Origin of the sequence: Pseudoalteromonas rhizosphaerae (genome assembly GCF_028885455.1) — a bacterium.
Taxonomy (GTDB): Bacteria; Pseudomonadota; Gammaproteobacteria; order Enterobacterales; family Alteromonadaceae; genus Pseudoalteromonas; species Pseudoalteromonas rhizosphaerae.
In genome coordinates this window covers 1462157-1481853 of sequence record NZ_CP118496.1, presented here as the reverse complement: position 1 = coordinate 1481853, position 19697 = coordinate 1462157, and the positions used below count along the sequence as shown (strand labels likewise).

The following is a 19697-nucleotide window of genomic DNA, read 5'->3' as shown; positions in this document are numbered from 1 at the left end:
CGAACTGATCTGAATACGTATGCATAAAACAAACTGTTGAGCTTATAGCAAAAGCACCGTAGTTTATTATTAACACAATAATAACAACACGGTCTTTAATGCGCTATTTACTTTATATATTGATTCTCTGCGGCAGTAACTATTGCAACGCCGCAGCAATCAAATTACAAAGCTACTCCGGTGATACCTCCTTACCACACAAACTATTACTAACCGCATTAGCGAGGCAAAACCTTGCATATATACATCCTTACGAAAGTGATAAAGACATTTCAAATGCACGTATTTTAAATGATGTAAAAAATGGTCAGTTAGATGTGATGTGGAGCATGACTTCTGAGCAGCTTGAGCAAGACTATCAAGCAATTTATATCCCTTTATTTCGTGGTTTGTTGGGTATGCGCTTGGCGATGGTCACTCAACAAAATCAGCATATATTTAAACATGTAAACTCTATTAAAGACCTCTATCAATTTAGCGCCGGACAAGGCAAAACGTGGCCCGATACCGCTATACTCAAAGCGAATGGCTTAAAGGTGATCACTACCTTAAAATACCCTAATTTATTTCCGATGTTAGAAGGTAATCGCTTTGATTACTTTCCCCGTGGCGTAAACGAACCATGGGATGAAATAGCTAATAACAGTGAGTTAAACCTGACCGTTGATCCTTACATTTTACTAAAATATACCGCGCCGTTATATTTCTTTGTCGCTAAGGATAACCACACTCTCGCCAGCCAGCTTAATTCTGCGCTACAAGATATGATTGCCGATGGCACTTTTACCACCATGTTCTTTAACGACAGCCAAGTAAAAATGGTACTAGCTAAAGCTAACTTAGCAACACGAAAGGTGATCCCATTACAGAACCCTAGCCTGTCATCACGCACTCCACTATTACAACACGCACTGTGGTTTGATCCACTTAACGAGAGCAACACGCAATGAAATCATTACAAAGAAAAATAATCACAGCGCTTAGTATTTGTTTACTCGTCACTTTTAGCTTTGTAATTGGGGTAAACTACGTATTACTAAAAAATGATGAAACCAAACAATGGCATAAAAATGTTGATGCGATAAAGCAACAATTAACGGTTATTTTAGCCGAGCCAGTATTCTCATATGATAAACCCCTGATCGCGCAAATATTGCAGGCATTTGCTAAAAATCCAGATATTCAACAACTGCATGTTATTGATCATCGTGGTATCGAACTTGGTCGACTTGATAAACCCAGCAATACAACAAAGCAATTGCTCAAGCAGCAAATTGATCTAACATTCTCAGAACAACCAATTGGTACTATCCATATCAGCTTTAGCCAAGATGAATTAAACCATGGCATCAACAAAGCATTAAGTACCATGGTTATCACCCTTGCCATTTCATTTGCCTTGTTAGGCATTATTATTCTTAGCGTATGCCGCATACTGATCATCAAACCGATTGTCAGTGTCAATCAATTGGTGGATGAACTTGCCCGTGGCTCTGGCGATTTAACTCAGCGAATAAACTATCAATCTACGGATGAAATTGGCCATTTAGTTGCGGGCTTTAACCGCTTTATTAATGAAGTGCAGCAAATAATCTCAAGTCTGGGGCAAACAGCTACCGAGCTTGAAGTGATTGCCGCAACAGTAAACGAAGCAACAGTGCGTTCAAAATATGAAGCCGAGCAAGAATATCAATTAACCGATGCGGCAACCTCCTCTCTGAGTCAATTAACCCAAGCGACTAAAGAAATTGCCCTTGGAGCGACGCAAACAGCGGATAAAACAATGCAAGTACAAGGACTTTGCCAAGACGGCGAGCTATCGATGAGTCATAACAGTAGTTTGATAAACGACCTTGAAAATCAATTAGATCACACATCAACGGTGGTAGAGCAACTTGATAGTCGCAGTAGTGAGATAAGCCAAGTTCTTGATGTGATTAAAAGTATCGCCGAACAAACCAACTTATTGGCGCTTAATGCAGCAATTGAAGCTGCACGTGCTGGAGAGTCTGGCCGAGGCTTTGCCGTAGTTGCTGATGAAGTTCGCGCACTTGCGAGTAAAACCTACCATTCCACATCAGAAATCGAAAATATCATTACTGCACTACAAACCAACGCCAGTGAATGTGTAGCCGCCACACAAAAAAGCAAACAAGTGAGTACCGACGTTACTAGCGCGAACGAGCAAAGCCAACGCGTTTTTCATAATATCGCTCAACAAGTTGATGAGATGAACTTAATGAATGAACGCATTGCAGCCAGTTCAGAAGAACAAACCTCGGTTACGCAAGGAGTATTAGCCACTATGGAAAAAATCAATCATGGCGCAAAGTCGCTTGCCCAAGAAGCGGATCATCTTGATAAGACAGTTAAGCAGCTCAATGATCTTGAAAAAGGCATTGTGGCTAAACTTGGGTTGTTTAAGTATTAAATGCAAAAACGGCTAGAAGGCTAGCCGTTTTATTTACGCTTTAATGACTCCTAAAATTGATATTGGAACCCTAGCGCCCATTCATTTACATCATTTTCTCTTAGCTTATAATGGCTATAGTTAATTGAAACATCTGTATTTTCAAGCACTGGATAAGCTAATTGCCCGCCAAAATAAGGGCGTGTATTGGTGTCACTATATGTAATTTTTTGCCCCGTAGATGAGCGGCTATCGATTGAATAATGATAATGGAAAGCCCCTACAAAAACCTTACTCTTAACTTGGCCCAACAGCGGGAATACATAAGCTGTTTGTATCGCAGGTCCTTGTGACAATAGCGGCACGGTTTGTGATACATTCAATTGCGCATTACTTGGATCAAGCGTATCTCCAACAAAGGTCATACTACCTTCACCTAAGTTGATATAGCGTACGCCAAATTGCCAATTAGTCGCTAACGAATAAATCCCGCCTATTGACCAACTAATATCGGTATCATCGTATTCAGTATTCGCTAATTCGACTGATTGATCAGTTGTGGTGGAGCCTGCAACGGCCGCATAACCAATCGTGCCATCCATAGACCACTCACCAGCTAGTACAGGCTGACTGACTACCACAGCCGTAGCGAGTAAAGCCCATGGCGTCAGTTTTGATTGGCGACGTATAAAGACTAACCCAATCATTAACAACACCATGGTGCTGCCTAAACTACCTGATGAGCTATTTTTAACCGTGGTGGTTGTATAAGCTTTTACGGTCACTTTTACTTCTCCTTTTGCTTCAGCACCTTTACTGTCAGAAACTGTATACTCAATAAAATCAACACCTTCAAAACCTGCTTTGGGCTGGTAATTCAATGTGCCATCGTTATTTATAGTGACTGTGCCTTGCGTAGCTTGCGCGCTTATTAAACTAAGTGCGTCGCCATCCGCATCGCTATCATTGGAGAGCACATCAATAACTATTTGCGTGCGGTCATTGGTGCTTGCAGTATCACCAATAGTTGTTGGGGCACTGTTTACTACCACACTAACAGTCGCTGTACCAAAGGCTGTTCCACCTTTACCATCAGACACACTGTAGTTGATCGTTGCAGTACCAATAAAATCAAGTAATGGTTGATAACTAAGTTGATTATTAACGATTGCTACCTCACCAAAATCAACACTTGCACTGGTGAGCGTCAGTACATCATTATCTGCATCGCTATCATTACTAAGCACATCAATAACAATACTATTACCTAGTGCAATAGTTACTTGATCTGATTGTGTAACAGGCGCGCTGTTATTACTACTCATAACGCTAACGCCGCCTGGATCAACAATTTGACCATTCGCTATGCCATCAGCATCATTGATACCACCATCAGTTATGCGTAATTGTACACACCAGTCACCTTCTTTAAGCCCTTCTTGCCACAGCTGACTATTTGGTGAAGGGCAATACCCTTGCTCACCTTGAGTAGAATAGACCTTATCGCCGTTGCTGGTATTAAAGTCAATCCACTCATTATTGATAAGCTTTCTATAAATCGCCCCCGCTGGTATTGGCATTCTTTGCGGAAGCACTATGTGGTAGTTTTCACCTTTTTGCTCCATGGCGGTTACTATAAAGCTAAAGTAACCACCAGAGTTATCCATCCCAACATCTGCAGGCAATTCATTTTCAAACAATTGTGCTGCGCCACTGCTATTTTGTATGCTTGAGAATGCTTTTCTTAAACATGCTCCCGCATCCCCCTCGACAAGAAACTGCGCGGACTCATTTACTTGCTCAGGTAATACATTACATTCATTAATATTATCCAAATAATCAGGAATACCATCACGGTCATTATCTTGTAGACCTTCGATATTGTCTGGTATTAAGTCATTATCAGTATCGGCAGTTGTTAACTCAGGTAACTGAGCTACCACTTCAACATAACTGGTCACTGTAGTTGATAAGCTATCCACAGCGTCATCTGTTGCGGTTACTGCTATTTCATAAATACCAATATCGAGTTCAGCTGTAGAGAACACAAATGTATCAGCCGCATTACCTAGATCAACAATCCGTTCATCTGCTGCTTGCCAACTAAATGAAATATTATCTCCAGGGTTATTATCTGTTGCCAACGCTGTAATTGTTACGAGATCGTCACTAGCTAAAACAAATGGCCGAGGCTGATTATTTTGCTCCGTTATCGTAACTAAGCTTGGTGCTATATTACTCTCTGAAATAGTCATAATATTAGAGGCTTGCGCGCCAGTATTAAGGCTATCGTCAAGCGTTATAACAATTGTTTCATCCGCTTCAATCTCACTATCTGCAAAGACTCTAAAGTTGATCTCACCAACGAGGCCTTGTTCAATAACCACTTCACCGCTGATTAAATCATGATCATCTGATGTTGCGGTTCCAGATACGCTGTAAGGTACAGTGACAGGATAACTTGCCGCTGGTCCATTCAAGTAAACCCGAGTGGTATAACTTTGATCCTCAGCAACAACTTTATTTTTACCTAGTGATATTTGCGGGTGAACCATTACTTGCTGGCTAGCAGTTGTGGTTTTACCATTACTGTCTATCGCTTGCCAATACACTTGATGTACGCCTGGCGTAAACAACATACTTTGATTGATAGTAGTAACAGGTAGAGGGTTTTGCTCGCTATCAAACGCAAGAGCTGTACCCAACTTAACTCGAGTAAACAATCCTGTTGCATCAACATTCACAGCAGCTGGAGGTGTAATGGTTGGTGCATCCGCTTGGCTATCAGTAAAGTTAATATAAGCAAACCCTGTGCTTTGTGCTTGCGCTGGGTCGGCAATAATATACTCAACTTTAATAGTGCCTTGGGTACTTGCGCTAAATTGATAGACAAGCTGCTGGTCAACAATACTCACTGTACCCACTGACGCCCTAGCACCAATAATTGTTATTACATCACCATCAACATCAGTGTCATTCGCCAATACATCAAGTATATAACGGCCGCTTTCAGTTCGCGCTAAGTCAAAGGTATCTTCCACAGCGACCGGTTGATCGTTTACTGACTCAACAGTAATTAACGCCATAGCTACAGCTGAACTTGCTTTACCATCAGTCACTAAATAGCTAAAGGTGTCGCTACCATGATAATCAGCCTGTGGCTGATAACTAAATACCGTTCCTTGCACCGTTAAGCTACCAAACTGTGGTTGAGTGACCACTTCTATAACTAAATTGTCGTTATCACTGTCGCTAACCTGAGCACTAACACTGAGGTTATTATCTTCTTTAACGCGCATTACCATATCATTAGCAACAGGCGGCGCATTTACATACGTTACATCAATACTAAATGGGTTAAGCGTACTGCTTAACTGCCCATCGCTTACGGTGATCAAAATATTACTATATAGACCAACGTCATCTCGTGTCGGTATACCACTTAATGTACCACTTGTGCTATCAAACGTTGCCCAACTCGGCTTGTTCGAAATCGTCAATGATAAACTGGTATTATCAATATCTGACACAATTGGCGTAAATGAGTAACCTGTATCTTGCGCGATTGATGTTGCAGGTGAACCGCTGATTGTTGGTGCATCGTTAACATTCACTACTGTCAGTGTAAATGGGGTTAAACTTTGGCTTGCAATCCCATCCGTTACACTCACCGTGATGCCTGCATAACTTCCTACATCTGCATTGCTTGGTCTGCCTGATAGCTCCCCTGTGGTGGTATCAAAGTTCAACCAACTTGGTTTATTTTCAATACTGAAGCTGAGGTTATCGCCATCATTATCTGTCGCTAGTGGTACAAAGCTATATAAGTCATTTTCATTAATAGCTAAGCTTGGTACTCCAGTAATCACTGGCAAATCGTTAATACTATTAATCGTTACTGACACTGTGCTTGGTGCTGAATCAAGTAATCCATCATTCGCTATATAGCTAAACTGATCGTCACCAAAGTAATTTGCACTGCCTTGATAAGTAACTTGCTCACCTGAGATAGTCGCAGCGCCATGAGTTGGTTGACTAACGATTGTATAAGTTAATCTATCACCATCAACATCACTACCGAGTAAGTTCATAACGACTGGCATGTCTTCATCAGTAACGCCAGTTTGTAGACCCACAATTGGCGCGTCATTAACTGCGGTGATAACTAACGATACCGGGGTTGTTGTTGAATCTAACTGTCCATCATTAACAACAAAACTAAAGCCATCACTGCCGTTATAATTAGCGTTTGGCGTATATAACCAACTATCATTACTTTGCTGCACAAGCGAGCCATGTAATGCGCCTTCATCAAGACGATAGCTTAGATCATCGTTCTCAATATCTGAGCCAACTAAGGTGATCAAGACGCTATTATCTTCAGCAAGTATTAAACTTTGCGGAATACCTAAAGGTGCATCATTGACTGGGTTCACAGTCATGGTGACAGTAGCAAGGTTAGATATCTCGCCATTGCTGTCTTTAACTGTGTAAGTAAAGCTGTCGTCACCATAGTAATCTGCATTGGCGGTGTAAATGATTGCCCCCGTTGCTGTTACTTGAGTTTGCCCATTGCTTGGTGCACTGACAACCGTCACACTGCTCACATCTAAGCTGTCGCCGATATCGACATCACTGTCGTTACCCAATACGTTGACTTCAAATGAACCTTCTTCTTGCAGTTGGGCGGTGTTATCTAGCGCCACTGGTGCATCGTTCACTGCATTAATGGTCAGTGTGACGGTCGCTGGGGTTGAGCTTAAGCCTTCGCTGTCTGTTAATGTGTAGGTGAAACTAAATACCCCATTCACATCTTGGCTTGGCACGATAGCTAAACTACCATCGAGGTTAACACTGACTGTCGCAAAGTCGTACATGCCCGCCCCCGAGCCTTGGTTTTCAAGGCTTACGTTGGCAGCATTAAAGCCACTGTCTTCTACGTCTGAGTCGTTTGCTAAAATAGCTAACGTCGTTGCGGTATCTTCATCAGTCGTCACTGCATCATTAGCAACAACTGGGCGGTCATTCACTGCACCAATATTTACCGTAACGGTTCCTGGCAGTGACACTCCGCCTTCGCTGTCAGTAATGGTGTAGGTGAAACTGTCTTGCCCTGTAACGTTCGCATCTGGGGTATACACAAAGGTACCCGCGGCTTGGTCAAACACCACTTGCCCTGAGCTTGGCGCTCTGACTAAGTTAATCGTGCCCGTTGGGATGGTGTCTTCCACATCACTGGCCAGTGAACGCACATTGGTCACTGCTGATGCGGTGTCTTCATCCACACTTAAGCTGATAGCTTGTACCTCAGGGAGGTCGTTCACTGGGGTAATGGTGACTGTCACTGTCGCCGCTGTCGAGGTATTCAGTGCCGCATCTTTTACCGTATAAGTAAAAGTGTCTGTCCCCGTTACATTGCTATTCGGTGTATACGTGGCAATGCCATTGGTGATACTTACCGTGCCTTTACTCGCGGGTAATACGATGGCCGCTGAAGCGACCACTAGGTCATTTTCTGCATCACTGTCATTCGCTACCAAGCTAAAGTTCACTGGCGTGTCTTCTGCGGTAGTGGCACTGTCATCCATGGCAACCGGTGCATCAGCAACCGGCGTTACCGTAAGTGTTACTGTCTGTACCGCCGATAACGCACCGGCGCTATCACGAACTTGGAAGGTGAAGCTGTCGCCGTGGTTTTCACTGCCGTCATGTTGATAACTAAAGCTACCATCACTGTTTAAGCTGACACTACCAAATTGTGGTTGACTGACCAGCTCTGCGCTGAGTGTGTCGCCTTCATCATCATCGCTGGCGTTACTTAATAACCCGTTTGCAAGTGCCACGGTTAAAGTCGCGGCTTCATCGAGGTTAAACGCGAAGTTTTGCCCTACCGGCGCATCATTGGTGTTGGTTACCTCTAATGTAAATGGCGTTAAACTGGCGCTATCTGTGCCATCGTTAACACTGATAGTAATAGCCGCGTAGCTGCCCACATCCTCGTTCTGTGGCGTGCCCGCTAATTCGCCCGTGCTGGTGTCAAAGCTTGCCCAGCTTGGCTTGTTAATGATGCTGAAACTCAGGCTATCACCATCAATATCACGCACTGATGGCGTAAACTGATACTGACTGTCTTCGCTTACCGTGGTGTTCGGTGTACCACTGATTGTCGGTGCATCGTTAACGTTTTTAACTGTGAGATTAAAGCTACTCAGTGCTGTAGTAATCGCGCCGTCTGATACTGAAATAATAATGTTGTTATTTACGCCTACATCATCATTACTTGGCGTACCTGACAACTGCCCAGTGCTGCTATCAAAGTTTGCCCAGCTCGGCTTGTTGCTAATACTAAAGGTTAAGCTGTCGCCATCAATATCGCTGGCTGTTGGGGTAAAGCTATAAGGCGTATCTTGATCAACATTTAATGCAGGAACACCACCAATCGTTGGTGCGTCATTGACGTTGATCACCGTTAAGTTAAATGCTGGTAAGCTCACCGTATCCATGCCATCGCTGACACTGATCACAATATTACTGTACACACCCACATCGCTGTTACCAGCAATACCACTGAGCAACCCGGTGCTGCTATCAAAACTCAACCAACTTGGTTTATTACTGATGCTAAAGGTTAAGTTATCGCCCTCGGTGTCAGTTGCCGTTGGCGCAAAACTATAAGCGATTTTTTCACTCACTGACACAGTCGGTGAACCGCTGATCACTGGCACATCATTGACACTGCTCACAGTCACTATGATCACCGCTGGTGCTGAATCCACGCTACCATCGTTAGCAACAAAGCTAAAGCTATCGGTGCCAAAGAAGTCACTCTCACCTTGGTATATTGCTTGCGAGCCAGTCAATGTAACACGGCCATTTTGTGGCTGACTGCTGATTTGATACGTTAAGGTATCGCCTTCGATATCGCTGGCGGTAAGGTTGATAGTCAGTGGCGTATCTTCATTTACTGACACCGCTGCTGCGCTGGCAACAGGGGCATCATTTACAGCATTAACGGTTAAGTTAACACTAACAGGAGCTGAATCTAACGCACCATCATTGGCTACAAACGTGAAACTATCACTGCCGTTATAATCTGCCGCAGCTGAATACAACCAACTATCACTGCTTTGTTGAACTAGCGTTCCGTGTGCGACATCAGTATCAATGCGATAAGTTAAGCTGTCATTTTCGATGTCTGTCGCAAGCAATGTGATCAATAAGCTTGCATCTTCATCAAGGCTAAGGGTTTGCGTTTGTGCCACCGGCGCATCATTGACTGGGTTCACGGTCATGGTGACAGTAGCAAGGTTAGATATCGCGCCATTGCTATCTTTAACTGTGTAAGTAAAGCTGTCGTCACCATAGTAATCTGCATTGGCGGTATAAATGATTGCCCCCGTTGCTGTTACTTGAGTTTGCCCGTTGCTTGGTGCACTGACAACCGTCACACTGCTCACATCTAAGCTGTCGCCGATATCAACATCACTGTCGTTACCCAATACGTTGACTTCAAATGAACCTTCTTCTTGCAGTTGGGCGGTGTTATCTAACGCCACTGGTGCGTCATTCACGGCATTAATGGTCAATGTGACGGTCGCTGGGGTTGAGCTTAAGCCTTCGCTGTCTGTTAATGTGTAGGCAAAACTAAATACCCCATTCACATCTTGGCTTGGCACGATAGCTAAACTACCATCTAGGTTAACACTGACTGTCGCAAAGTCGTACATGCCCGCCCCCGTGCCTTGGTTTTCAAGGCTTACGTTGGCAGCATTAAAGCCACTGTCTTCTACGTCTGAGTCGTTTGCTAAAATAGCTAACGTTGTTGCGGTATCTTCATCAGTCGTCACTGCATCATTAGCAACAACTGGACGGTCATTCACCGCACCTATATTTACCGTAACGGTTCCTGGCAGTGACACTCCGCCTTCGCTGTCAGTAATGGTGTAGGTGAAACTGTCTTGCCCTGTAACGTTCGCATCTGGGGTATACACAAAGGTACCCGCGGCTTGGTCAAACACCACTTGCCCTGAGCTTGGCGCTCTGACTAAGTTAATCGTGCCCGTTGGGATGGTGTCTTCCACATCACTGGCCAGTGAACGCACATTGGTCACTGCTGATGCGGTGTCTTCATCCACACTTAAGCTGATAGCTTGTACCTCAGGGAGGTCGTTCACTGGGGTAATGGTGACTGTCACTGTCGCCGCTGTCGAGGTATTCAGTGCCGCATCTTTTACCGTATAAGTAAAAGTGTCTGTCCCCGTTACATTGCTATTCGGTGTATACGTGGCAATGCCATTGGTGATACTTACCGTGCCTTTACTCGCGGGTAATACGATGGCCGCTGAAGCGACCACTAGGTCATTTTCTGCATCACTGTCATTCGCTACCAAGCTAAAGTTCACTGGCGTGTCTTCTGCGGTAGTGGCACTGTCATCCATGGCAACCGGTGCATCAGCAACCGGCGTTACCGTAAGTGTTACTGTCTGTACCGCCGATAACGCACCGGCGCTATCACGAACTTGGAAGGTGAAGCTGTCGCCGTGGTTTTCACTGCCGTCATGTTGATAACTAAAGCTACCATCACTGTTTAAGCTGACACTACCAAATTGTGGTTGACTGACCAGCTCTGCGCTGAGTGTGTCGCCTTCATCATCATCGCTGGCGTTACTTAATAACCCGTTTGCAAGTGCCACGGTTAAAGTCGCGGCTTCATCGAGGTTAAACGCGAAGTTTTGCCCTACCGGCGCATCATTGGTGTTGGTTACCTCTAATGTAAATGGCGTTAAACTGGCGCTATCTGTGCCATCGTTAACACTGATAGTAATAGCCGCGTAGCTGCCCACATCCTCGTTCTGTGGCGTGCCCGCTAATTCGCCCGTGCTGGTGTCAAAGCTTGCCCAACTTGGCTTATTAATGATGCTAAAAGTATGGGTATCTTGCGTATCGCTGTCTGTAAGGGTGGGTATAAAACTATACGCTGCATCTTCAGCTGTAGTTGTACTTGGTGAACCACTTAACACCGGTACGACATTATATTTTTTAGTTACTGTGGCAGTTACTGCTGCGCTGGCATTGCCTGCGGTGTCTGTAACTATTGCTGAGAACGTTAACACTCCCTCAGCCAATGTTGTAACATCGATACCTGTAATTTGCTGCGTAACAGCACTAATCGTTGCGTTACCAGTAACAGCATTACTGCCATCACTTACCTGGTAACTAAGCGAACCACTTCCTTCAAGCCCAGTAAAACTAACACTCATTGCAGATTCGTTATCCGCATTAATTAAGCTTTGATCAACGCTAACTGCATGCCCAGTTGGGGTGGTATTATCTAAAGTAATTGAGCTGGTCGCCGCAGGTGAAGTATTCCCTGCACTGTCAGTTTGCGTTACCGATACTGTTAAAGTGCCGTTATTAAGTGCACTTATATCTAACTCATTGCCGCTAAGCGTCCAATTTCCACCACTACCAGCTGTAACCGTGGCATTTACACCGCCAATATCAACATTAACTGCAGCGCCTGATTCTGCCCCAGAGCCGGTTATCAATACACTATCATCTTCACTAGCGTTAACTATGCCATCGACTTCGATTGGCGTATTAATAGTAACAACTGACGGTGCACTGTTATCCAAGGTTATCGTCGTCGTTGCCGCTGGAGAAATATTACCCGCGCTGTCAGTTTGCGTTGCTGATACCGTTAATGTGCCATTATTTAATGCACTGATATCTAACTCATTACCACTGAGAGTCCAATTACCGCTGCTATCAGCAGTCACGGTGGCATTTACACCGCCAACATCAACCTTAACTGCAGCGCCTGATTCTGCCCCAGATCCTACAATTAATAACGCATTATCTTCAGCAGCATTCACAATGCCATCAACAGCGATAGGCGTTGTGATAGCCAATGCATTTGGCGCAACATTATCTAAGGTTATAGTGGTTGTAGCTGCAGATGAAATATTTCCTGCGCTATCGGTTTGCGTTGCAGATACTGTTAATGTGCCATTATTTAACGCGCTAATGTCTAATTCACTGCCATTAAGTGTCCAGTTACCGCTGCTATCAGCTATCACAGTGGCATTTATGCCGCTAATACCCACTGTCACTGTTGCGCTAGCTTCTGCACCTGACCCTGTGATCAACACAGCATTGTCTTCAGCCGCATTTACAATACCATCTACTGCAATCGGCGTTGTAATAGCCACCGCATTTGGTGCGATGTTATCTAATGTAATTGAAGTTGATGCGGCCGTTGATATATTGCCCGCATCGTCGGTTTGTGTTGCCGAAACTGTCAATATGCCATTATTTAGAGCGCTGATATCCAGCTCATTACCTGATAATGTCCAATTACCACTTGAGTCTGCGGTAGTCGTTTTAGTCACCCCACCGATACTCACAGTGACTGTTGCGCCTGACTCTGCTCCCCCGCCTTGGACTAATACATCATTATCCTCCGCAGCGTTAACTTTACCATCCCCCTCAATAGGCGTAATAAAAGTTGGTGCGTTTGGTGCTTGGTTATCCAACGTTATTGTTGTAGTTGCAGCTATTGAGACATTACCTGCGCTATCGGCCTGAGTTGCCGAGACCGTCAGCGTACCATTATTCAGCGCACTGATATCCAGCTCGTTGCCTGATAATGTCCAATTACCACTTGAATCTGCAGTGGTGGTTTTAGATATACCATCAACATTTACTGTAACTGTTGCACCTGACTCTGCGCCAGATCCTTGCACTAGTACATCGTTATCTTCAACAGCATTAACTTTGCCGTCGCCTTCAATTGGCGTAGTAATCGTCAATGCATTTGGCGCTTGATTATCCAACGTAATTACTGTGGTTGCCGTAGTCGAGGTGTTACCCGCCGCATCACTTTGTGTGGCGCTGACGGTGAGTGTGCCATTATTAAAGCTGCTGACATCAAACTCACTACCACTGATAGTCCATGCCCCAGAGCCATCAGCCGTTACGGTACGTGATAAGTTATTCGCGCCATCGCTGATAGTCACACTGACACTGGCATTGGCTTCTGCGCCAGAGCCGGTGATCAATACACTGCCATCTTCTACAGCATTGATCCGGCCATCAACCTCAATAGGGGTGGCAATCGTTAAGGCATTCGGTGCTGTATTATCTAAAACCACCGCGGTGCTGACTGCGCTGGAGGTGTTACCCGCCGCATCACTTTGTGTCGCGCTGAGGGTTAGTGTGCCGTTATTAAAGCTGCTGACATCAAACTCACTACCACTGATAGTCCATGTCCCAGAGCCATCGGCCGTCACGGTACGTGATAAGTTATTCGCGCCATCGCTGATAGTTACACTGACACTGGCATTGGCTTCTGCGCCAGAGCCGGTGATCAATACACTGCCATCTTCTACAGCATTGATCCGGCCATCAACCTCAATCGGGGTGGCAATCGTCAAGGCATTCGGTGCTGCGTTATCTAAAATCACTGAGGTGCTGGCTGCACTGGAGGTGTTACCCGCCGCATCACTTTGTGTGGCGCTGACGGTGAGCGTGCCGTTATTAAAGCTGCTGACATCAAACTCACTACCACTGATAGTCCATGCCCCAGAGCCATCGGCCGTCACGGTACGTGATAAGTTATTCGCGCCATCGCTGATAGTTACACTGACACTGGCATTGGCTTCTGCCCCGGAGCCGGTGATCAATACACTGCCATCTTCTACAGCATTGATCCGGCCATCAACCTCAATCGGGGTGCTTATCGTCAAGGCATTCGGTGCTGCGTTATCTAAAATCACTGAGGTGCTGGCTGCACTGGAGGTGTTACCCGCCGCATCACTTTGTGTGGCGCTGACGGTGAGTGTGCCGTTATTAAAGCTGCTGACATCAAACTCACTACCACTGATAGTCCATGCCCCAGAGCCATCAGCCGTCACAGTACGTGATAAGTTATTCGCGCCATCGCTGATGGTCACATTAACCGTAGCGCCAGAGTCAGCGCCGCTACCTTGTATAAGCACATGCGCATCTTCCACAGCATTGATCCGACCATCTACTTCAATCGGGGTGTTAATACTCGGTGCACTCACGTTAGTATCAATGGTTATTGTAGTACTCGTTCCATTGGTAATATTACCAGCAGAGTCCGTCGCGCGTGCCACAATCGTATGCGAGCCACTCGTCATTGCTGAGCCTACGGTGATACTCCACACCCCACCACTAACAACAGCACTGCCTATTGAGCCATCAACACTTGAAATAAGAGTTATAGTGTCGCCTGTGGTGCCTGTACCTGTAAAAGTGGGTGTTGTATTGTTGGTTATATTATCTGTACTCGAAGAGCCACTATCACTGGCTGCAGTTAGATCGGCTGCGCTCGGTGCGCTCGGCGCGGTTGTGTCAATTGTCACTGTAAGTGCGCTTGAGCTACTACTTACATTACTTGCTGAGTCTGTTGCTTTTGCTGAAATAGCATGGTCTAAACCGGCAGTTAAAGTGCTAGTGGTAATTTGCCAATTGCCATCGGTCGCTATGCCAGACCCGATTACAGTTGCTCCAGCACCAACTTGGTCGCTGTAAAGACTAACTGTTGAACCACTCTCAGCAGTGCCACTAAATGTTGGCGTGGTATCGTTGGTAATATTATCCGTAGTAGACAACCCTGAATCAGCAGCCGCATTTAAATCAGGGGTAGATGGCGCACTTGGCGCAACATTATCATTTACCGTTATAGTAAACGCTTTTTGAAAAGTTGTTGTTACATCGTTACTTTGTACGCACACAATGTAACTTCCTGCACTAAGTGCAGCTTGCGTCTGAATTAAGGTGCCACGGATCTGAAAACTGCTATTGTTAGTGTCAGCGCTACATGTACCGTTTACACTTGCGCCTGAGCTTACAAACGTATAACTATGACTGTCGGTGGTATCTACATCTGAGGTAGTGAGCGCCCCTATATTAGCACCAGGTCCAGTTGATGATTGATTTATACTTGCCGATGAAAGTGAAATATCCGTTGGGGCATCATTTTGCCCAGTAATATTCACTATCGCTTGATTTGTACCCGCGCTATTTGCTATCCCATCATTAAAGACATAATCCAAAGTCACTGATGATGGAGATTCGGAACTATTTTGATAGGTAATGCTTTGTAAAACTGAGTCAACAATTGCAGATGTAGCATTAGCATTAAAGGTCAGTACCAAGGTACCTGAGGAGTTAGTCGTTACCGTTCCGACTGTGGTCGAATTATAAGTAAACGTATTACCCTCAATTAGCGCGCCCAATAAGTTATTGTTCGCAAAAACATCTTCAGTACTTGCCCCACCGTTTCGACTAATAGTTAAACTGGCATTATTATAATTACCAATTGCGCCATTAAGGGCATCGAGCTCAGTATCAGCGATAGTCACATCAGAGTCGATAACAATTGCAGAGCCATTTTCAGTAAAGGTTGCACCGCCATTCAAACCACTAAATACGGGGGCGCTATTTGGCTCAACAAAAGTTATTATGGTATCGCTACCACTTTCAGCAACGCTAAAAGCTAAACTTGAGCCTGGTGAATTACTTAATGAGAGCGTAAGCTCAGAAATATTAAAATCGGTGGCATCTGTATCAACTTCTAATGTGCTAGTGCCATTAAATCGCACATTTGCACTTGAAAGCCCTGTCACGCCAGTAATCGTCAAGGTATCACCTACGGCTAGATCGGTGATGGTATCCCCTGATAATTGTGATGCACTGCCGACAAAATTATCGTTACCTGCATTCCCGGTCATCGAATCAGTACCACCGCCAGGGCGGATGGTATCTGCGCCGCTACCGCCAACAATAGTATCATCGCCATTGAAATTGCTGGCTGTAATCGTCAACATGTCACTGGCAAAGGCTGAAGCATTTATTGATAGGGCTGCTGTAATTTCACCGCCACTCGCATTTGACACTGATACTGCTTGACCATTGGCATTAAAGTTGTCAGTCAAGGTTATCGTGGCATTATTGTCAGTTCCTATTGCCACGCCTTCAACAGCAGACACTGAGGTACTAGTGAAATCAAACGCCCCACCATCCATCAGTTTCAGTGTTTCAGTGCCCGCACTACCCGTTATAGCAGTGCTAAAATTACCAATATTAGCGGCATCAATAGCCACTGTTGCGCCACTAGCTAACGAAAGAGTGCCTATATTTAAAAATCCACCGCCGCTAATGTCTGCACCATCAGTTACTTGTACTTGGTCGGCAACACTATTCTCGCCAATTAACGTGCCCGTGTATGCACTGTTACCAATTGCAAAAATTATGGCGTCGGTTGATGAACCAGCCGTAACATTAGTGGTCCCTGTTGATACGGTGATTGTTCTGGTATTTGTACTGTCATCAGCTACATCGTAGCTTTCAATACCAGTTAAGGTTGTGAAATCACCATCACCGGTGATAGTAATCGTTTCTGAACCTGGCGCTGTTATGGTGCCCGTAAAACTACTATGCTGGCTGGCCGTCATCGATACTGACGCACCCGAAGCAAGTGTTAAATTAGTCACATTACTAATCGTGGCATTACTAATGTTTGCGCCGCTACTCATAGACAATGTATCAGCAACACTATTTTCGCCGGTAATTGTTCCCGTATAAGCTAGTGTGCCAATATCAAACGTAATGGCATCAGTTACCGAGCTAGCTGTTACTGAGTGCCCCGCGGCACTAATAGATACTGTACGCGCGTTCGTGCTATCGTCATTTAATGTGTAGCTTTCAATTGCTGATACTGTAGCGAAATTACCATCACCTAAAATATCTAGCGTCTCATTACCACTGCCTGAGACAGTGCCTGAGAACAATGCTAGCTGTGATGCAGCAATACTTGCTGAACCGCCACTTGCTACCGTCAAGTTTTCAAAGCCGCTAATCGTGGCGCCAGAAATACTGCCACCACTACCAATAGATAACGTATCAGTGCCGGTGTTGCCCGCTAAAATACCGGTTGCGCTAACTGAGCCAATATTGAGAGTATCGTCGCCGCTGCTACCAGTAAAATTTTGCCCTGCAGCGCCAAGGGTGAATGCATTTGGTGCAGATAAAACATACGTTTCAATCGCACTGTTGCCTGTTAGTCCATCCGTTGCTGAGCTAATAGTTATCGTTTCTGTGCCTGGTGCTGTAAACGTTGTAAAACTATCGTGCTGCGCCTCAGTCATCAATACACTCGCACCACTGGCAAGTGTTAATGATTCAAAGGCAGATATTGTTGCACCGCTGAGATCAGCACCAGAGTCGGCCTGTAATATGTCGTTACCTGCAGCGCCATTCAATGTACCTGTTACCGTGAAGGCATTAATATTAACGGTATCATCTGCGCTACTGCCGGTTACATTTTGCGCTGCACTACCAAGCGTAAAGGTCATCGCTGTGCCAAGCACATAGGTTTCAATATCAGTGTCGCCAGTGAGCGCTTGATCGCCATTGGCACTAGCGATAGTAAATTGATTTGTACCATTGCCATTTATAGTAGTGAAACTGTCATGCTGCGTTTCACTTAATGTCAATGAACCATTGTTATATGGCGTTAAGGTTTCAAAACCCGTTAAGCTTGTGAACCCAGTTAAGTCGCTCCCGGTAACGACACTGATTGTATCGGTACCGCCGCCGCCATCAGCCGTTGACCCTGTAATATGCGCTGCATTGTTAATATTTAATGTTTCATTATCGTCACTAAATGTAATAGCTGGGCTTAAATTTATACCGTTTAAGGTACTAAATCCAGCAGCGGCAGAACTCGCTGAAGTAATATTAGCAACCGAAATTGTCGCTGTACGACTTACACTATTTACAGTGCCATCATTAATTACCACTGTCACCGTTCTAGCGGTTTCATTAGGTGAGCTAGAGGTATTGTTATAGGTTACCGCCTGAAGGAAACTTGCTACTTCAGCAGCGGTGGCCGTTGCCCCTGTAATGGAAATGGTGTCATTCAACGTAATATCTGCAGCACCAGAACCACTTAGCGCATTTTGCGCCGCAGCCGATACATTTAGCCCCTCCAATGCGCCATCTTGGTCATTGGTAAGATTAACAGTTATCGTCGTGATGGTATCGCTGTCCGATTCAGTTACTGCAGCATTTGAGGCTATGTTAACCGCACCATTACCTTCAGAAAAAGAAAGGCTATTGTCATTACCACCTGTACCTGAATCTAAATCAACCTCAGGCGCAGTATTCACGGTGGCAAAGTTAAAGGTAGTATCGTCGCTAATGCCGGCAAAACTATTGCCAGCGGTATCCTCTACCGCTGTTGCATCAATGCGAATGGCGTAGTTGCGGTTGCCGCTTAAGTTATTGGTTGGGTTAATGTAAATTTTATCATTTGTAATACCAATACGACCTGCACTTGGGCTAGTCGTCGTACCGTCGCTTTCTGTCGCGACATCAAACACTTCAAAATCACTACTACCACTGACGTCACGGATAGTAATGTTACCAGTTCCAAGGGCTATATTTTCGTTAAAGTCAATAGTAATATTACTACTTCCCGAGACCCCTGTCGCATTGTCATTCGGTGTTGAGTTTCCGCCATCGAACGTAGGTGCAACCTCATCGATATCTGTAACCGTAATGGTAATATTTTGTGTAGCCGTGTTGTTGCTACTTCCACCGTCATTGGCAGTAACCGTAATATTGTAAATATTGTCGCCGCCGTTGTCTCCCGGCGATTCATAATCCGGTGCAGTCTTAAACGTGATGACACCAGAGCTTGAGTTAATAGTGAACTGCGAAGCATCTGTACCAGATAAAGAGTAAGTGATCCCTGAGTCATTGCTACCGCCATCACCATTGTCAGCATTAACATCAAGCACTGTGCCCGTGTCATTTTCTGCAAAGTTAGTAGATGCGCTGCTGTTGAAGGATGGAGGATTATTACTAGGCGGAGCCCCCCAAGTACATGTTCCAAACGGAAGGTTATACAAACAGTCAAACTCGTTAGTAAAACTACTACACAGAGGATCAGAGCCTGTACATTGCGACAGAAATTCCAGCCGCCCCCAACTTGGATCGCGCGTGACCGTAACAGGTTTGGAAGTCAGCTTTGACTGTACATAGTCAAGCGCTTGCTGATTGACCGTTGTATGAGTCACTACGTCCTTTAATGTCTCTGTATTTGCTAGCGGTGATGAAGCCACTGCCACAGGCAACTGAATAGCAGCACTGCATAGCAATGCGGCCTTAATATGGGTTTGTAGTTTACTGTACGTAAATACCATTGCGCTGTTATATTCTGTATCCATAGTTTTATCCACATTTTATACCCAGA

The 19697-nt window shown here is 45.0% G+C and carries 3 protein-coding genes; 2 read left to right on the top strand and 1 reads right to left on the bottom strand.

What is annotated here, in order from left to right; all coding sequences use genetic code 11:
- Nucleotides 1-98: 98 nt before the first annotated feature.
- Both PVK79_RS06245 and PVK79_RS06240 read left to right on the top strand, forming a co-directional pair.
- Nucleotides 99-950, top strand: a complete 852-nt coding sequence (locus PVK79_RS06245; protein WP_145241513.1) for a type 2 periplasmic-binding domain-containing protein — start codon at nt 99-101, stop codon at nt 948-950.
- Nucleotides 947-2431, top strand: coding sequence for a methyl-accepting chemotaxis protein (locus PVK79_RS06240; RefSeq protein WP_145241515.1), 1485 nt, complete (start codon nt 947-949; stop codon nt 2429-2431). The genes PVK79_RS06245 and PVK79_RS06240 overlap by 4 nt, the downstream gene beginning before the upstream one ends.
- A gap of 50 nt (nt 2432-2481) precedes the next feature.
- Here the strand turns inward: PVK79_RS06240 and PVK79_RS06235 are convergent, their stop codons facing one another.
- Nucleotides 2482-19671, bottom strand: coding sequence for a tandem-95 repeat protein (locus tag PVK79_RS06235; protein ID WP_257325519.1), 17190 nt, complete (start codon nt 19669-19671; stop codon nt 2482-2484).
- Between the last annotated feature and the right edge of the window lie 26 nt (nt 19672-19697).